The organism is Streptomyces sp. Z423-1, from assembly GCF_013009255.1.
GTDB lineage: Bacteria > Actinomycetota > Actinomycetes > Streptomycetales > Streptomycetaceae > Streptomyces > Streptomyces gossypiisoli.
In genome coordinates, this window is the sequence record NZ_CP053109.1 from 7,063,760 (window position 1) to 7,080,892 (window position 17,133).

Genomic DNA, 17,133 nt, shown 5'->3' on the forward strand with positions numbered 1-17,133 from the left:
CGTAACCAGTACCGGGGGGCAGTGAACATGTGACTTCGCGGCGGATCGGGGTAGTGCCCGGACCTGCGTTGTCGTACCCGGCTGGCACCATGGCCTCATGAACATCATGCTGTTTCACTCGACCTACGGCCTCAGACCCGCGGTGCGCGCCGCGGCGGACCGGCTGCGCACCGCCGGTCACGAGGTGTGGACGCCCGACCTCTTCGAGGGGCGCACGTTCGAGACGGCCGAGGACGGCATGGCGTTCAAGGAGGAGATCGGCAAGGACGAGCTGCTGAAGCGGGCCGTGCTGGCCGCCGCGCCCTACTCGGAGCGGGGGCTGGTGTACGCCGGGTTCTCGTTCGGCGCCTCGGTCGCGCAGACCCTCGCGCTGGGCGACGAGAAGGCGCGCGGACTGCTGCTCCTGCACGGCACGTCGGACCTGGCGCCGAACGTCTCGGTGGACGACCTGCCGGTGCAGCTGCATGTCGCCGAGCCGGACCCGTTCGAGACGGACGACTGGCTGAGCGCCTGGTATCTGCAGATGCGCCGGGCCGGGGCGGACGTGGAGATCTACCGGTACGCCGGGGCCGGGCACCTGTACACCGACACGGACCTGCCGGACTACGACGAGGAGGCCGCCGAGGCCACCTGGCGGGTGGCGCTCGGCTTCCTCGACAGTCTCTAGCGTGCGATTACACGGGGTCGTACGTCCGCTCGACCTTCTGTGTGCCGCTGCGCGTGCGGTAGGAGCGGCTCCAGGAGGCGGTCGCGTCGGCCTTGGTGCGGTTGGAGAGGACGTAGTAGTCCATCTGCGCGCGCTCGGCGGTGATGTCCAGGACGCCGTAGCCGTGGCGGTCGGTGTCGACCCAGTGGACATGCCGGTTGGCCGCGCGGATGATCGGCGAGGCGACGGCGGAGACGGTGCCCTCGGGGACCTTCACCAGGTCGTCGAGGTTGTCGGACGTGACCGAGGTGACCACGAACTCCGTGGCGGCGGACGCCGACAGCGGGTACGTACCGGCGTTCACCGGCACGTCGTTGGCCCATGCCATGTGGATGTCGCCGGTGAGGAAGACCGTGTTGCGGATCGCGTTCGAGCGCAGGTGGGCGAGGAGTTCGCGGCGGTCGTCGGTGTAGCCGTCCCACTGGTCGGTGTTGATGGCGAGGCCCTCCTGCGGCAGGCCCAGCAGTTTGGCCAGCGGCTTCAGCAGCTCGGCGGAGAGCGAGCCGACGGCGAACGGCGAGATCATCACCGAGTTGCCGACCAGCCGCCAGGTGGTGTCGGAGGACTTCAGGCCCGCCTTCAGCCAGTCGAGTTGGGCGCGCCCGGTGAGGGTGCGGTCCGGGTCGTCGACGTCGCCGTTGCCGAACGCGGCCTGCTGGGAGCGGAAGGAGCGCAGGTCGAGCAGGGAGAGGTCGGCGAGCTTGCCGAAGCGCAGTCGGCGGTAGGTGGTGCCGGCGACGGCCGGGCGGACCGGCATCCACTCGAAGTAGGCCTGCTTGGCGGCGGCCTGGCGGGCGGCCCAGGTGCCCTCGGCGCCCTCGGTGTGGTTCTCGGCACCGCCGGACCAGGCGTCGTTGGCGATCTCGTGGTCGTCCCAGATCGCCACGACCGGGGCGGCCGCGTGCAGCGCCTGCAGATCCGGGTCGGTCTTGTAACGGCCGTGCCGGACGCGGTAGTCGGCGAGGGTGAGGATCTCGTGCGCGGGGGCGTGCGCGCGGACGGAGGTGCCCCGGGTGCCGTACTCGCCGGCGGCGTACTCGTAGATGTAGTCGCCGAGGTGCAGCCAGGCGTCCAGGTCGCCGCGGGCGGCGAGGTGGCGGTACGCCGCGAAGTAGCCGGCCTCCCAGTTGGCGCACGAGACCACACCGAAGCGGAGGCCCGCGACGGCGGCGTCGGTGGCGGGGGCGGTGCGGGCGCGGCCGGCCGGGGAGTCGGTGCCGCCGGCCGAGAAGCGGAACCAGTAGTCGGTGGCGGGCGCGAGGCCGCGTATGTCGGCCTTCACCGTGTGGTCGGAGGCGGCGGTCGCGGTGGTGGAGCCTTTGGCGACGATGTTCGTGAAGGCCTTGTCCCGGGCGACGATCCAGCTGACCTCGGTGTCCGGGCCGAGTCCGGAACCGGGCGTCGCCTCGGCGGTGGGCGTCACCCGGGTCCACAGCAGGATGCCGTCCGGGAGCGGGTCCCCGGAGGCGACGCCGTGCAGGAAGGCGGGGGTTTCGGTGGCCGCGCGGGCGGGCAGGGCGCCGGCGAGCGGGGCGGCGAGGACGGCTCCGGCGGCGGCCGCCTTGACGACCGTACGGCGGCGCGGAGCGGGGAAGTTGAGGCCCGTGATGGGTCTGTTTCGACTGGTCACGGGTGATCAGATTACTGATCGGTAGCGCTTTCGGTAAGGCACGGGTATACGAAGAGCGGGCGAACCAGGAAGAGTTCGCCCGCTCGTTCTTCGTATTTCCGTATGGCGTTACCGCCTGACGGTCTGTTACTTGGTGACGCCCGCGTCCTTGAGTGCGGTCTCCCACTCGGCGACGGTGCTCGGGTTCTGGATCACCTTGTCGTTGATCTTGATGGTCGGGGTCGACTTGACGTCCTTGGTGTTGTCGAAGGAGTCGCTCATCTTCATCGCCCAGGCGTCGTACGTGCCCTGCTCGACGGCGTCCTGGAACTTCTTGTTGTTCTTCAGCGCGTCCACCGTGTTCGCCACCTTGATCAGGTAGCTGTCCTTGGCGAACTCGTCGGTGGATTCCTGCGGGTGGTACTCCGCCGAGTACAGCGCGGCCTTGTAGTCCAGGAACGCCTCGGGGCTGACGTTCAGCGCGGCGCCGAGCGCACTCAGGGCGTTCTTGGAGCCCTCGCCGCCGAGGTTGCCGTCGAGGAAGGTGCCGATGGTGAAGGACAGCTTGTAGGCGCCGTCCTCCATGCCCTTGTCGACGGTCTCGCCGATGGTCTGCTCGAAGGAGGCGCAGGCCGGGCAGCGCGGGTCCTCGTAGAGGTGGACCACGTTGTCGGACTTGGAGTCGCCGATCAGGACGGTGGTGCCGTTCTTGCCGGAGGTGTTGGCCGGGGCGACGACCTTGGCGTCGGCGGCCTCCTCCCACTTGCTCGGCTGGTTGGTCTGGACGACGGCGTAGCCGATGCCGCCGGCCACCGCGAGGACGCCGACGACCGAGCAGGCGACGATGATCTGCCGCCTGACCTTGGCCCGCTTGGCCTCGCGCTCGCGCTCGGCCCGCAGCCGCTCCCGGGCCGCCGTCTTCGCCGCCTGGCTGTTCCGCTTGCTCATGGTGATGATCTCCGTGTGGGACGCGCACATGTCGTACGCGGGATACGTGTGAGGGGGTGGTCGTGCTCTCGGGATGCCGCTCTTCAGACGAGGGCGAGAGAGCACGGCGGGCCACGCCGTCCCAGGGAGTGCGTGAGGAGCAGGTCGCGCGCGGGAGCCGTACGGTGCGCCGGGCGGGGGAGCCGGGGGGCCGGTGCGGAGGGTCGTGCCGTGCCGGCGGCGGCCGCCAGCAGCAGTGGCCGGAACGTGGTCGCGGCCATCGCGCTGAGCAGCTGGGCCAGGGCCCGCTCGCCGCGGCGCAGCCAGGCCGCCGCCAGCAGGCCGACGCCGACGTGGGCGCCGAGCAGCAGCCAGGCGGTAGAGGGGTGCGCGTGCGCGAGGACGGCGGCGATCCGGTCGGTGCCGCTGGTCCCCGCCATCCGTGCCAGCGGCGTGCCCACCTCGCCGCCGCACAGCACATCCAGGCCGACCGAGCGCAGCGGGCCCGCGACCGGGCCGCCCGCCCGGCCGTAGCAGGCGTGCTGGCCCGTGGTGAACACCGTGTCGGCGGCCAGCTCCAGCGGGATCAGCAGCGCCGCGATCCGGCCGAAGCCGCGCTCACGGCCCGCCAGGGCGTACGCGATGACGAACACGGCGGCGGCGATCGCCGCCACCGTGCCCAGCGGCAGTGGGGCCCGGGACAGCAGCACGTGCGACGCGGTGCTGAGCGTCACGACGATCGCCGTGAACAGCGCCGCGCGTACGGCTCTGAGCTGTGTCCTGGATATGTCCATAGCGGGGAGAGTGTGTCACGGACTCCGGTAAGGGACTCCTAAAGGGTCCCTGTGAAGTCCTGGGGCGGCCGGTGGGCGGTCACAGGCCGGGGATCCGGCCGTTGCGGAAGAGGTCGACGAAGATCTGGTGGTCGGCACGCGCGCGTGCGCCGTAGCTGTGCGCGAAGTCGACCAGGAGCGGCGCCAGGCCCTCCTCGTCGGCGGCGATGGCCGCGTCGATGGCCCGCTCGGTGGAGAACGGCACCAGGTCGGAGTGGCCGGAGTCGTCGTCGGCGGCCGAGTGCATGGTGGCCGTGGCCCGGCCCAGGTCGGCGACGACCGCGGCGATCTCCTCCGGGTCGTCGATGTCGCCCCAGTCCAGGTCCACGGCGTACGGCGACACCTCGGCGACCAGCTGGCCCGCGCCGTCCAGCTCGGTCCAGCCCAGCCACGGGTCGGCGTGCGCCTGGAGGGCGCGCTGGGAGATCACCGTGCGGTGGCCCTCGTGCTGGAAGTACTCGCGGATCGCAGGGTCCGTGATGTGCCGGGAGACGGCCGGGGTCTGGGCCTGCTTGACGTAGATCACCACGTCGTTCTCCAGGGCGTCGCTGTTGCCCTCCAGCAGGATGTTGTACGACGGCAGGCCGGCCGAGCCGATGCCGATGCCGCGGCGGCCGACGACGTCCTTCACCCGGTACGAGTCGGGGCGGGCCAGCGAGGACTCCGGGAGCGTCTCCAGGTAGCCGTCGAAGGCGGCGAGCACCTTGTAGCGGGTGGCCGCGTCCAGCTCGATGGAGCCGCCGCCCGCGGCGAACCGGCGTTCGAAGTCGCGGATCTCGGTCATCGAGTCCAGCAGCCCGAACCGGGTCAGCGAGCGGGCGTCACGCAGCGCGTCCAGCAGCGGGCCCTCGGCGGTGTCCAGGGTGAACGGCGGCACCTCGTCGCTCTTGGCGCCGGTGGCCAGCGCGTGCACGCGCTCGCGGTACGCGGTCGCGTAGATCGTCACCAGCTCGGTGATCTGCTCGTCGCTGAGTGCCTTCGCGTACCCGATCAGGGCGATGGAGGCGGCGAAGCGCTTGAGGTCCCAGGTGAAGGGGCCGACGTACGCCTCGTCGAAGTCGTTGACGTTGAAGATCAGCCGGCCGTTCGAATCCATGTACGTGCCGAAGTTCTCCGCGTGCAGGTCGCCGTGGATCCACACGCGCGAGGTGCGCTCGTCCAGGAACGGTCCGCCGTATATGGTCCCGCCAGCCCTCTCGGCGTTCTCCTCGGCGTTCTCCGCGTCCAGGTCGTGGTAGAAGAGGCACGCCGTGCCCCGGTAGAAGGCGAAGGCCGAGGCCGCCATCTTCCGGAACTTCACGCGGAACGCGGCCGGGTCGGCGGCGAGCAGCTCGCCGAAGGCGGTGCCGAAGACGGCGAGGATCTCCTCACCGCGTTGCTCGTCATTGAGCTGCGGGAACGACATCGCTGGGTGCCTCCTGGTGCGGCGGTGGTGCGTGACCTGTGGGACGGATGGTTCATGCCACCGGCAAGGATCCGTCCGTCACTTTCCAACGTCCGAAGGTACGCGTGAGTGCCCGCCGAGTGTCAGTCCCTGGGCATAGACTTCGACGCTGTCCCCCAGACTGTCCGCAGCCTGACGGACCCCCGTCGACATCCGTTTTCCTTGGAGGCCGCAGCCGTGTCAAAGCCGCCGTTCACGCACCTGCACGTCCACACCCAGTACTCGCTGCTGGACGGTGCCGCGCGGCTGAAGGACATGTTCAACGCCTGCAACGAGATGGGCATGACGCACATCGCCATGTCCGACCACGGCAACCTCCACGGCGCGTACGACTTCTTCCACTCCGCGAAGAAGGCCGGAATCACCCCGATCATCGGGATCGAGGCCTATGTCGCCCCCGAGTCCCGGCGCAACAAGCGCAAGATCCTCTGGGGCCAGCCGCACCAGAAGCGGGACGACGTCTCCGGTTCCGGTGGTTACACCCACAAGACGATGTGGGCGGTGAACAGGACCGGCCTGCACAACCTCTTCCGGCTCTCCTCGGACGCGTACGCCGAGGGCTGGCTGCAGAAGTGGCCCCGGATGGACAAGGAGACCATCGCCCAGTGGTCCGAGGGGATCGTCGCCTCCACCGGCTGCCCCTCCGGCGAGGTGCAGACCCGGCTGCGTCTCGGCCACTTCGACGAGGCCCTGAAGGCGGCCGCCGACTACCAGGACATCTTCGGCAAGGACCGCTACTTCCTGGAGCTGATGGACCACGGCATCGAGATCGAGCGCCGGGTCCGCGACGGTCTGCTGGAGATCGGCAAGAAGCTCGGCATCCCGCCGCTGGTCACCAACGACTCGCACTACACGTACGCGCACGAGGCGGGCGCCCATGACGCCCTGCTGTGCATCCAGACCGGCAAGAACCTCTCCGACCCCGACCGCTTCAAGTTCGACGGCACCGGCTACTACCTGAAGTCCACGGACGAGATGTACGCCATCGACTCCTCGGACGCCTGGCAGGAGGGCTGCGCCAACACGCTGCTGGTGGCCGAGCAGGTCGACACCACGGGCATGTTCGAGAAGCGCGACCTGATGCCCAAGTTCGACATCCCGGAGGGGTACACCGAGGTCACCTGGTTCAAGGAGGAGGTCCGCCGCGGCATGGAGCGCCGCTTCCCGGGCGGCGTCCCCGAGGACCGGATGCGGCAGGCCGAGTACGAGATGGACGTCATCATCTCGATGGGGTTCCCGGGCTACTTCCTCGTGGTCGCCGACTTCATCATGTGGGCCAAGAAGAACGGCATCGCCGTCGGCCCCGGCCGAGGCTCCGCGGCCGGTTCGATCGTGGCGTACGCCATGGGCATCACCGACCTCGACCCGATCCCGCACGGTCTGATCTTCGAGCGGTTCCTCAATCCCGAGCGCGTCTCGATGCCCGACGTCGACATCGACTTCGACGAGCGCAGGCGCGTCGAGGTGATCAGGTACGTGACGGAGAAGTACGGCGCCGACAAGGTCGCCATGATCGGCACGTACGGCACCATCAAGGCGAAGAACGCGATCAAGGACTCCGCGCGCGTGCTGGGCTACCCGTACGCGATGGGCGACCGCCTCACCAAGGCCATGCCGCCGGACGTCCTCGGCAAGGGCATCCCGCTCTCCGGCATCACCGACCCGCAGCACCCCCGCTACTCGGAGGCGGGCGAGATCCGGGCGATGTACGAGAACGAGCCCGACGTGAAGAAGGTCATCGACACCGCACGCGGCGTGGAGGGCCTGGTGAGGCAGATGGGTGTGCACGCGGCCGGCGTGATCATGTCCAGCGAGACCATCACCGAACACGTCCCGGTCTGGGTCAGGCACACCGACGGCGTGACCATCACGCAGTGGGACTACCCGAGCTGTGAGTCGCTCGGCCTGCTGAAGATGGACTTCCTGGGCCTGCGCAACCTGACGATCATGGACGACGCCGTCAAGATGGTGAAGTCCAACAAGGGCATCGACATCGACCTGCTGTCGCTGCCGCTGGACGACCCCACGACCTTCGAACTGCTCCAGCGCGGCGACACCCTCGGTGTCTTCCAGTTCGACGGCGGCCCCATGCGCTCGCTGCTCCGGCTGATGAAGCCGGACAACTTCGAAGACATCTCCGCCGTCTCGGCCCTGTACCGCCCGGGCCCGATGGGCATGAACTCCCACACGAACTACGCCCTGCGCAAGAACGGCCAGCAGGAGATCACACCGATCCACCCCGAGCTGGAGGAACCGCTCAAGGAGGTCCTGGACGTCACCTACGGCCTGATCGTCTATCAGGAGCAGGTGCAGAAGGCCGCCCAGATCATCGCGGGCTACTCGCTCGGCGAGGCCGACATCCTCCGCCGGGTGATGGGCAAGAAGAAGCCCGAGGAGCTGGAGAAGAACTTCGTCATCTTCCAGGGCGGCGCCCGCAAGAACGGCTACAGCGACGAAGCCATCCAGGCGCTGTGGGACGTGCTGGTGCCGTTCGCCGGCTACGCGTTCAACAAGGCGCACTCGGCGGCGTACGGACTGGTCTCGTACTGGACCGCGTACCTGAAGGCGAACCACCCCGCCGAGTACATGGCCGCGCTGCTCACCTCGGTCAAGGACGACAAGGACAAGTCGGCGGTCTACCTCAACGAGTGCCGCCGCATGGGCATCCGGGTGCTGCCGCCGAACGTCAACGAGTCCGAGTCGAACTTCGCCGCCCAGGGCGACGACGTGATCCTCTTCGGCCTGTCCGCCGTGCGCAACGTCGGTACGAACGTGGTCGACTCGATCATCAAGTGCCGCAAGGCCAAGGGGAAGTACGCCTCCTTCCCCGACTACCTCGACAAGGTCGACGCGGTCGTCTGCAACAAGCGCACCACGGAGTCGCTGATCAAGGCGGGCGCGTTCGACACCATGGGCCACACCCGCAAGGGCCTGACGGCGCAGTACGAGCCGATGATCGACAACGTGGTCGCGGTCAAGCGCAAGGAGGCGGAAGGACAGTTCGACCTCTTCGGCGGCATGGGCGAGGAGGCGAGCAGCGAGCCGGGCTTCGGCCTGGACGTGGAGTTCTCGCCCGACGAGTGGGACAAGACCTATCTGCTCGCCCAGGAGCGGGAGATGCTCGGTCTGTACGTCTCCGACCACCCGCTCTTCGGTCTGGAGCACGTGCTGTCCGACAAGGCCGACGCGGGCATCGCCCAGCTCACCGGCGGTGACTTCGGTGACGGCGCGGTCGTGACCATCGGCGGCATCATCTCGGGCCTGCAGCGCAAGATGACCAAGCAGGGCAACGCCTGGGCGATCGCCACGGTCGAGGACCTCGCGGGTTCCATCGAGTGCATGTTCTTCCCGGCGACGTACCAGCTGGTGTCGACCCAACTCGTCGAGGACGCCGTGGTGTTCGTCAAGGGACGGCTCGACAAGCGCGAGGACGTGCCGCGGCTGGTCGCGATGGAGCTGATGGTCCCCGACCTGTCCAACGCGGGCACCAACGCGCCCGTGGTGCTCACCATCCCGGCGGTGAAGGTCACCCCGCCCATGGTCAGCCGGCTCGGTGAGATCCTCACCCACCACAAGGGCGACAGCGAGGTGCGGATCAAGCTCCAGGGGCCGACGAAGACGACCGTCCTGCGGCTGGACCGGCACCGGGTGAAGCCCGACCCGGCGTTGTTCGGTGATCTGAAGGTGCTGCTCGGGCCGTCCTGCCTGGCGGGCTGAGGCCCGGCTTCCCGATGCACGCAAGGGGCGCATCCGATCCCGGATGCGCCCCTCGTCATGTGCCTGGGCCGCGACGGCCCGTCACGCGGACGTCAGTTGTGGCCGAAGCGCTTCTGCCGGCCCTTGCGGGCGACGTCTATGGGCGACGGCTGCGCGGCCTGCTGCTCCGACATCGGCTCCGCCGACGACTGTTCCGGCTGCTGCTGCGCGCGGCTGGTCTGCTGCTGCTTACGGTCACGGTTCTTGTTCTTGGCCATGGTGATCTGCCTCCTGTGGGGGATCTAGGGGCCAGGGCCGGGACCAGATTCACATAGGCTGACAACAAACGCATGTCGGACAATTACCGTCTGTAACAGGGCTTGTCGGAGTCAGAACGGCGCGCGAATCCCACAAACGCCACGCCGAAGATCGAGTTCGGGCCGTTAACCCCCGCGTGGTCGGGCAGACTCGAAGCAAGCCCGAAGCAAACCTCCCGGGAAGAGGGTGAGTCGCGTGGACCGCTGCGTCGTCCTGGTGGACGCCGGGTATCTGCTGGGGGCCGCCGCCAGTCTCCTCGCCGGGGAGCCGTCGCGGTCCCGCATCACCGTCGACCACACCGCCCTCATCCAAGGGCTGCGCGAACGCGCCGAGGCCGACACGGAACGGCCGCTGCTGCGCATCTACTGGTTCGACGGCGCCCCCGACCGAGTCCCGCAGCCGGAGCACCGCAGGCTGCGTGTGATGCCCCGGGTCACGGTCCGGCTCGGCGCGCTCACCCGCAGCGACGGCCGCTGGAACCAGAAGGGCGTCGACGCCGCGATGCACGCCGAGCTCACCGAGCTCGCCCGCAACCGCGCCTGCTCCGACATCGTCCTGGTGACCGGCGACGGCGATCTGCTGCCGGGCATGATGGCCGCCAAGGAGCACGGGGTCGCCGTACACCTGTGGGCCGTGCAGGCCGCCGACGGTGACTACAACCAGTCCGAGGACTTGGTCGCCGAGGCCGACGAGCGGCGCGTGCTCGACCGGACGTGGATCACCAAGGCCGTACGCGCCAAGGAGCTGGGCGGGATCTGCGCGCCGCCGCCCGCGCCGCGGCCGGAGATCGCCGCGATCCTGTCCGCGCCGCTGCCCGACGCCACGCTCGCCCCGGCCGCCGAGCGGCCCGCCCAGGAACCGCCCCGCACCGCGCCCGCCGCCGCGCAGAACGGCGCCGAGGAGCGGGTGCCGGCGCCGAAGGGCGTGCCGACGCCCAAGGACCTCGCCGCGCTCCGGGCGCACGGCCCGCAGCCCCCGCAACCCGCCACCGCCACCCTGCGCTGGTCCTCCGACAAGGGCTGGGTGGACCGGCCCGGCGTCGCCGCGGAGCCGCCCGATGCCGCCTCGATGCCGACGCTGGCGCAGCTGACCACGGCGGAGCAGCGTTGGGCCGACCGCGAGGAGGACATCACGACCGTCGGCGGGGACCCGTACGAGGTCGGACAGGTGTTCGCGCGGCGGTGGATGTCCCGGCTCGGCGACCAGAGCCACCTGCAGAAGCTGTCCGGCATGTATCCGCGCATCCCGCACCGGATCGACGGCGAGCTGCTGCGGTACGCCGCCCGCTTCGGGCTGCTCGCCCACAAGGACGACCAGATCGACGAGCACGACCGGTACGCGATCCGGGCCGGGTTCTGGCGGGAGATCGACGTACGGACGGCGGCGGAACCGGCTCCTGCCGGGGAGCAGTGAATCCCCTGGGCTCAGTGGTGGTTTTCGCGGCGTAGGCCGACCCGGGACCGTGCCGGGGGCGTGGACCCCGTAGGCTCGTCCCTTGTGAGTACGCGCGCGGCACAGACCTACCGGGACAGTGGTGAGGTCGTGTGCGCGGTGCGCGGGCTGACCAAGACCTATCCGGCGGTACGGGGTCGGCGCGGGGCGCCGGGAACCCCCGAGGTCCGGGCCACGGACGACGTACGGCTGGATGTGCGCCGGGGGGAGATCTTCGGGCTGCTCGGGCCGAACGGGGCCGGCAAGTCCACCCTCGTGCGGCAGCTGACCGGGCTGATGCGGCCCGACAGGGGCAGCGTCGAGATCCTCGGGCACGACATCGTGCGGCACCCGGAGCGGGCCTCGCGGATCCTCGCCTACCTCGGGCAGGAGTCCACCGCCCTCGACGAACTGAGCGTGTCCCTCGCCGCCGAGACCACCGGGCGGCTGCGCGGGCTGGACGCGCGGCAGGCGCGGCACGAGCGGGACGCCGTACTGGAGGAGCTGGGGCTCACCGCGATCGCCGGGCGGGCGCTGAAGAAGCTGTCCGGTGGGCAGCGGCGGCTGGCCTGTGTCGCCGCGGCGCTGGTGGGGGAGCGGCCGCTGCTCGTGCTGGACGAGCCGACCGCCGCGATGGACCCCGTGGCGCGGCGGGCCGTGTGGGCCGCCGTGGACCGGCGGCGGGCCGAGCGCGGTACGACCGTCGTGCTGGTCACCCACAACGTCATCGAGGCCGAGACCGTGCTCGACCGGGTCGCCGTGCTGGACCAGGGGCGCGTGATCGCCTGCGACACGCCCTCCCGGCTGAAGGAGCAGGTCGCCGGTGAGGTGCGGGTCGACCTGGTGTGGCGGGAGCGGGCACCGCTGGACGTGCCCGAGGTGGCCGCGCTGCGGGACCGGGTCGTGGAGTCCGGGCGGCGCTGGACGCTGCGGCTGGCGCCGGAGGAGGCCCGCGCGGTCGTCTCGACGGTCACCGGCGGGGCCGCCTTCGCCGCGCTGGACGACTTCACGCTGACCACGCCGAGCCTGGAGGACGTGTACATGGCGCTGGGCGGGGCGGCGCGGCAGGGGCTGGTCAAGGCATGAGTGTGAGCCGCCGCACCGGCTTGAGTCGTATCAGGGCGGGCCTGAGTCGTCGAGCCGTCACATCCGTACGGAACGGGGGGAGCGCCGGAGTGAAACCGGGGAAGGGGAGCAGCGCGACGTGAGTGTCGTACCCGCAGAGGTGCTGCCGGGCAGTGCCCTGGCCGCCGACGGAGCGGCCCGGGACGCGGCCGAGCTCGCGCCGCCCGCGCGGCTGTGGCCGTCGCTGGCGGCCGTGTACCGGGCGCAGCTGTCCCGGGCGCGGGTGGCGCGGATTCCGCTGCTGTTCGTGGCGACCTTCCAGTCCGTCGGCATCATGATCATGATGCGGGGCGTGGTGGACGGCGGCGGCGAGGCGCACGCCGTGGTCGCCGGGGCGTCGGTCGTGGTCGTCGCGTTTGTCGCGCTGAACCTGCTCGCACAGTACTTCGGTCAGCTGCGGGCCACCGGCGGGCTCGACCACTACGCCACGCTGCCCGTGCCGCCGGCCGCGGTGGTGCTGGGGGCCGCGGGGGCGTACGCGTCCTTCACCGTGCCGGGGACGCTGGTGACCGCCGTCTTCGGGTGCGTGCTGTTCGGGTTGCCGCTGACCAACCTGTGGGTCCTGCTGGCGGTGATTCCGCTGGCCGGGGCCGCGCTGTCCGGGCTCGGGGCGGCCTGCGGGCTGCTCGCGCCGCGGCCGGAGCTGGCCACGCTGCTGGGGCAGCTGGGGATGTCGGCGGCGCTGCTGCTGGGGGTGCTGCCGCCGGACCGGATGCCGGAGGCCGTGCGGTTCGCTCGGGATCTGCTGCCGTCGACGTACGGGGTGGAGGCGTACGCGCGGACGTTCGCGGCGCATCCCGACTGGGCGCGGGTCGCCGGGGACCTCGCCGTGTGCGCCGGGGTCGGAGTGATCTCGCTGGCCGTCGCCACCTGGGCGTACCGCCGGGCCGCCGTCCGGTGACGCGTCCTGCGGACGGGCCTGGCACGATGTCAGGGTGACAGCACCGTTGACGCCACCTCCGCCGCCGCATGAACAGTCCTCGCACAGCGCGTGGCCCCCGGCCGGGGCCGGGCACGGGGTGGGCGCGCATCATCACGCCGTCGCTCCTGGCAGTGCTCACGGAGGCGAGGGTGAGGACGGGCCCGGGATGAGGACCGAGCTGCGGGAGGCCGCCGTGATCACGGTGGCTCTGACTCTGGGCGGGGCCCTGCTCGGGGTGCTGTGGAACTGGCTGGCGCCGCGTGTGCCGCTGGTCGGTGACGTGGTGGACGGGGCGTGGGTCGTCTACCTCAAGGACACCGAGGGGGAGCAGTCGGTCGGGGTCGATGGAACGTTCACGCTGCTCGCGCTGGCGTTCGGTGTGGTCAGCGCGGTGGTGGTGTTCCTGGTGCGGCGGCGCGGGGGTGTGCCGGGCGTGGTCGCGCTGGGGGTCGGCGGGTTGCTCGGGTCGTTGCTCGCCTGGCGGCTGGGGGTGTGGCTCGGGCCTGCGCAGGACGTGCTGGCGCATGCGAAGGAGGTGGGGCAGGGGGTGACGTTCTCGGCGCCGTTGAAGCTGGGGGCGAAGGGGGCGTTGCTGGCCTGGTCGTTCTCCGGGGTGCTGGTGCATCTGGGGCTGACGGCGCTGTTCGGGCCCCGGGATCCCGAGCCGGTGGGGTACGGGCCGCACGGAGAGGTTCGGTAGCTCCTGCGGTGCGGCTGCCCGCAGCTGGGCAGCTCTGCTGCGGGCAGCCGGCGGGACGCGCTGACTACGCCGGACGCCGGCCGTGGTTCGCCCGGCGTTTTCGGATGCGCCATTTGCGTTTCCGGGTTTTCTTCGACATGTCCTTTCTCATTAACCGAGGAAGGGCAAGCCGTCGAGAGGTCACGCGCGGCCGATCGGCGCCAGGGTCGCCTCGGTGAGCTTGGCCAGGTCGTCCGGGGAGAGCTCCACCTCCAGGCCCCGCCTGCCCGCCGAGACGCAGATCGTGGCGTGGGCGGAGGCCGAGGCGTCCAGGACCGTGGGGAGTTTCCTGCGTTGGCCGAGCGGCGAGATGCCGCCTCGGACGTAGCCCGTGGTGCGTTCGGCGAGGGACGGGTCCGCCATCGTCGCCTTCTTGCCGCCCACCGCCGACGCCAGGGCCTTCAGATCCAGCGTGCCCGCCACCGGGACCACCGCCACCGTCAGGGTGCCGTCGACGTCCGCCACCAGGGTCTTGAAGACCCGGTCCGGTGAGACGCCCATCGCCTCCGCCGCCTCCTCGCCGTACGAGGGGTGGGACGGGTCGTGGTCGTAGGAGTGGATCGTGAACTCCACGCCCGCCGCCGTCAGCGCCACCGTCGCGGGCGTGCCGCCGGACTGCTGGTTCTTCTTCGGCTTCTTTGCCATCCGGGCTGTTCCCCAGGTCGTTTCAGGTCAGTTCAGACTCGTCGGCGCCCGCGTCAGATCCGACGCCGGCAGCGAGGGCAGCGTACGGATGATGGCGGTCTCGGAGCGAAGGAGTTTCAGCTCGTCGCGCAGGCGGGACGCCGTGTCGGGGGCCTGGAGCAGGCGCTGCTTCGCCGGGGTGTCCAGCATCATCGCGGCCGCCACCAGAAACGACACCACCGACGGCTCGTCCGGCAGCTCCCCGCCCGTCGACAGTGACCGCTCCCGCGCGCCCGCCAGCCGCTTCTGGTACTGCCGGAACGCCCGCAGCACCCCCTCGGCCAGCGCCCCCGCCTCGTCGCCCGGCTCCTCCGGCAGCTCCTCCAGCTCGCCCGTCAGGAACGGCCCCGACGCGTCCACCGACAGCAGCCGCACCCGGGTCGTCCCGGTCGCCAGCACCTCGAACGTGCCGTCGGCCCGCTCCCGGATCGTCGCCGCGTCGGCCACACAGCCCACGCCGTGGAACGCCTTGGCCGGATCGGTGCCGAACCCGGCCGCCGCCCCCCGCTCGGGCACGGCCGTCGGATCGGGCATGCCGGGCGCGCTCGGCGCGACCTCATGGCCGTCGCGGATCGCCACGACGGCGAAGCGGCGCGGTTCGTCCTCGGGGGTCTTCAGGAGCGTACGCATCATGGCGCGGTAGCGCTCCTCGAAGACGTTCAAGGGGAGCACGAGTCCCGGGAACAGCACCGTGTTCAGGGGGAAGAGCGGCAGCCGGACGGTGGTCACGACGCAAGAGCCTAATGGTCGCGCGGCCCGGCCCGTCCGCCCCGCCCTCCCCGGAGCCCCGCGCTCGTGCGACCCGATCCGCCGGACAGGCCCTAAGGGGTCCTTTCACTATGCCCGTCCGGGTCGCGTGGTTTGGCACCGCACCTCGCGGCGTTGCCGAAACGCCCACGTGGCTCCGCCACGAGGGCGCTCCGGCGCCTTGCGATGCACGGCACCAAACCACGCGACCTGATCGGACGCTCATAGTGAAAGGACCCCTAATTGCGCCGCAGCAGCCGGGTCGCCCCCGCCGCCACCGTCGTGGCGAGGATCCAGCCGAGCAGGACCAGCGCGGCGGCGAGCCACTGCCAGCCGCCGTCCAGATGCCAGACGCCCACCTGCCCCAGGTCGATCACCGGCAGCAGCAGATCCAGGGCGAACAGGGCCGGGTTCCACGGCGGGTCACCGGCGCTGCCACCCGTCCGGGGCCGCCCCGCGTACGCGAAGGCCAGCGTGCCGGCCGCCCACAGCACCGCCATCCACACCGCGGCCCGCCCCGGCCGGTACCCGTAGGCCACCGCGAGGTCCTGCGCGTACCCCCAGAACTTGCCGGCCGGCGGCAGGGTCTCCCGGCGGCGGCGCTGCTTGGCGAGCAGCACCTCGCGCGCGTCCTCGTCCTCCCCGCCCGCCCGCAGCACGGCGGCCAGCCGCTCGTACGGCTCCGGGTGGTACTCGGCGGTCGCCGCGGCCACCCACTCCAGCCGCTCCGCCAGCGGGAACGGCCCCTGCGGCACCAGGTTCTCGTACGCGAAACCCGGCATGTGCAGATTGCCGGGACCCGGCCAGCTGCTCGCCCGGTCGACCAGGTTGACGATCCGCGCGCCGGACAGCACCACCTTGCCGCGCTGCGGCCGCTCCCCGAGGAAGCGCAGCTCGGGCACCTGGACCCGGCGCAGCGACAGCTCCTGTTCGTCGGTGAAGGTGAACCGGGCACGTTCCAGGTCGACCGCGTCCCCGAACCGGCCGTCGTCCAGCCGCACCCCGCCGTGGCACTCGAAGTGCTGTATCCGCGTTCCGCGCGCGGGGGTGCGCCCGGCGAGTTGCAGGCTGCCGACACCCGCCGGGGTGAGGTACAGGGTGCGCTCGACGGTCAGTTGCGGGGCGTTCAGCGCGAGCCGCGTGTACGGGTTGCGCAGCCGGGCCCCGCGCAGGCTGAGCGAGACGCCCACCTTCGCGCTGCGCAGGCTCAGCTCGCCGTGCGACTCCAGCATCTCGGCCTGGAGGTCCTGGCCGACCGTCATACCGTCCGCGGCCATCGAACGGCCGGTGCGGTCCCGGTACACCACGGCCTGGTTGAGCAGCAGGTCCGTACCGATGTGCGCGTCGGTCAGCCGGATGCCGTTGTGAAACCGGCAGCGCGGCAGATGCAGATCCCCCTCGGTGTGCACCCGGGCCGCCTCCAGCCGCGGCACCGAGCAGTTCACCAGCCGCAGGGTCTTGAACTGGGCCTCCGGCAGCAGGACCTCCCGCTCGAAGCGGCAGCCCCGCAGCTCGACGTACGGCGTCACCGTGCCGCCCGCGAGGTCCAGGCTGCCGCTGATCCGCACGCCGGTCAGCTTCAGCGAGGACACCCGGCCCGCGAGCGCCGGCGGCCCGTCCAGGAGCAGCCAGCACACGATGCGCGCCCGCACGGACCGCTCGGGCCCCCACGGATGCCCGCCGTGCGGATCGTCGACGACCGGGTCCCCGCTGCTCAGGTCGTACACGCTGCCGTTGCGGAAGGCCTGCCACATCCCGGCCTCGGCGGCGGTCAGATCCTCCGGCAGATCCCCGTCCCGGATGCCGGCCCCCTCGGTCACCGTGTTCTCTCTCCTCCCCGGCTGCTCAGCGGTTTCGTACTGCCGTTCATGCCCGCTGAGTGACGGCCCGAACGCCCAACGTGCAGCCGATCTCCCCGGTGGCGGTGCGGGGCGTCGGCGGGGTCTCGTATC

14 protein-coding genes are annotated in these 17,133 nt (G+C 71.0%); 6 read left to right on the plus strand and 8 right to left on the minus strand.

From position 1 onward, the window contains the following. Positions 1 to 97: 97 nt before the first annotated feature. Positions 98 to 667: a dienelactone hydrolase family protein gene (locus HJD23_RS31800; protein ID WP_171115285.1), complete on the plus strand. Its 570-nt coding sequence runs from the start codon at positions 98 to 100 to the stop codon at positions 665 to 667. Between the two features lie 7 nt (positions 668 to 674). Here the strand turns inward: HJD23_RS31800 and HJD23_RS31805 are convergent, their stop codons facing one another. The 4 genes from HJD23_RS31805 to HJD23_RS31820 form a co-directional block, all read right to left on the minus strand. Beyond that, positions 675 to 2,336 (minus strand): alkaline phosphatase D family protein, encoded by a 1,662-nt coding sequence (locus tag HJD23_RS31805; RefSeq protein WP_171115283.1) that lies wholly within the window; start codon positions 2,334 to 2,336, stop codon positions 675 to 677. Positions 2,337 to 2,462: 126 nt separating this feature from the next. Next, positions 2,463 to 3,263 carry a DsbA family protein gene (locus HJD23_RS31810; protein ID WP_171115281.1) on the minus strand — a complete coding sequence of 267 codons (801 nt, stop codon included), beginning with the start codon at positions 3,261 to 3,263 and terminating at the stop codon, positions 2,463 to 2,465. A gap of 83 nt (positions 3,264 to 3,346) precedes the next feature. Beyond that, positions 3,347 to 4,036 (minus strand): hypothetical protein, encoded by a 690-nt coding sequence (locus HJD23_RS31815; protein ID WP_171115280.1) that lies wholly within the window; start codon positions 4,034 to 4,036, stop codon positions 3,347 to 3,349. Between the two features lie 79 nt (positions 4,037 to 4,115). Next, on the minus strand, positions 4,116 to 5,480 hold the full coding sequence (locus tag HJD23_RS31820) for a DUF2252 domain-containing protein (protein ID WP_171115278.1): 1,365 nt from the start codon (positions 5,478 to 5,480) through the stop codon (positions 4,116 to 4,118). A 216-nt stretch (positions 5,481 to 5,696) separates the two neighbouring features. On the opposite strand from HJD23_RS31820, the gene dnaE reads away from it, so the two are divergent. Continuing rightward, positions 5,697 to 9,236: a DNA polymerase III subunit alpha gene (gene dnaE, locus HJD23_RS31825; protein ID WP_171115276.1), complete on the plus strand. Its 3,540-nt coding sequence runs from the start codon at positions 5,697 to 5,699 to the stop codon at positions 9,234 to 9,236. Positions 9,237 to 9,328: 92 nt separating this feature from the next. Here the strand turns inward: dnaE and HJD23_RS31830 are convergent, their stop codons facing one another. Continuing rightward, positions 9,329 to 9,493, minus strand: coding sequence for a hypothetical protein (locus tag HJD23_RS31830; RefSeq protein ID WP_171115274.1), 165 nt, complete (start codon positions 9,491 to 9,493; stop codon positions 9,329 to 9,331). Positions 9,494 to 9,728: 235 nt separating this feature from the next. Between HJD23_RS31830 and HJD23_RS31835 the strand changes: the two genes are divergently transcribed. The 4 genes from HJD23_RS31835 (at position 9,729) to HJD23_RS31850 (ending at position 13,711) form a co-directional block, all read left to right on the plus strand. Next, on the plus strand, positions 9,729 to 10,946 hold the full coding sequence (locus HJD23_RS31835) for an NYN domain-containing protein (protein ID WP_171115273.1): 1,218 nt from the start codon (positions 9,729 to 9,731) through the stop codon (positions 10,944 to 10,946). A 129-nt stretch (positions 10,947 to 11,075) separates the two neighbouring features. Then, positions 11,076 to 12,050, plus strand: coding sequence for an ABC transporter ATP-binding protein (locus HJD23_RS31840; protein WP_171118911.1), 975 nt, complete (start codon positions 11,076 to 11,078; stop codon positions 12,048 to 12,050). Positions 12,051 to 12,168: 118 nt separating this feature from the next. Beyond that, the gene (locus HJD23_RS31845) at positions 12,169 to 12,990 is read left to right on the plus strand and encodes an ABC transporter permease (protein WP_171115271.1); all 822 of its coding nucleotides are present in this window, start codon (positions 12,169 to 12,171) and stop codon (positions 12,988 to 12,990) included. 34 nt (positions 12,991 to 13,024) lie between these two features. After that, complete coding sequence (locus tag HJD23_RS31850; protein WP_171115269.1) at positions 13,025 to 13,711, plus strand: AAA family ATPase; 687 nt, start codon at positions 13,025 to 13,027, stop codon at positions 13,709 to 13,711. A gap of 180 nt (positions 13,712 to 13,891) precedes the next feature. Here the strand turns inward: HJD23_RS31850 and ybaK are convergent, their stop codons facing one another. From ybaK to HJD23_RS31865, 3 genes are all read right to left on the minus strand, one after another. After that, positions 13,892 to 14,395: a Cys-tRNA(Pro) deacylase gene (gene ybaK / locus HJD23_RS31855; RefSeq protein WP_171115266.1), complete on the minus strand. Its 504-nt coding sequence runs from the start codon at positions 14,393 to 14,395 to the stop codon at positions 13,892 to 13,894. A 27-nt stretch (positions 14,396 to 14,422) separates the two neighbouring features. Then, positions 14,423 to 15,163, minus strand: a complete 741-nt coding sequence (locus HJD23_RS31860) for an LON peptidase substrate-binding domain-containing protein (protein ID WP_171115264.1) — start codon at positions 15,161 to 15,163, stop codon at positions 14,423 to 14,425. Positions 15,164 to 15,420: 257 nt separating this feature from the next. Continuing rightward, positions 15,421 to 17,001, minus strand: a complete 1,581-nt coding sequence (locus tag HJD23_RS31865; protein ID WP_171115263.1) for an oxidoreductase — start codon at positions 16,999 to 17,001, stop codon at positions 15,421 to 15,423. Positions 17,002 to 17,133: the final 132 nt, after the last annotated feature.

What these genes read in the sequence shown, in the direction of transcription:
- ybaK (WP_171115266.1), bottom strand. Translation starts at nt 14,395, where the DNA reads ATGGCAAAGAAGCCGAAGAAGAACCAGCAGTCCGGCGGCACGCCCGCG.
- HJD23_RS31820 (WP_171115278.1), bottom strand. Translation starts at nt 5,480, where the DNA reads ATGTCGTTCCCGCAGCTCAATGACGAGCAACGCGGTGAGGAGATCCTC.
- HJD23_RS31810 (WP_171115281.1), bottom strand. Translation starts at nt 3,263, where the DNA reads ATGAGCAAGCGGAACAGCCAGGCGGCGAAGACGGCGGCCCGGGAGCGG.
- HJD23_RS31800 (WP_171115285.1), top strand. Translation starts at nt 98, where the DNA reads ATGAACATCATGCTGTTTCACTCGACCTACGGCCTCAGACCCGCGGTG.
- HJD23_RS31830 (WP_171115274.1), bottom strand. Translation starts at nt 9,493, where the DNA reads ATGGCCAAGAACAAGAACCGTGACCGTAAGCAGCAGCAGACCAGCCGC.
- HJD23_RS31815 (WP_171115280.1), bottom strand. Translation starts at nt 4,036, where the DNA reads ATGGACATATCCAGGACACAGCTCAGAGCCGTACGCGCGGCGCTGTTC.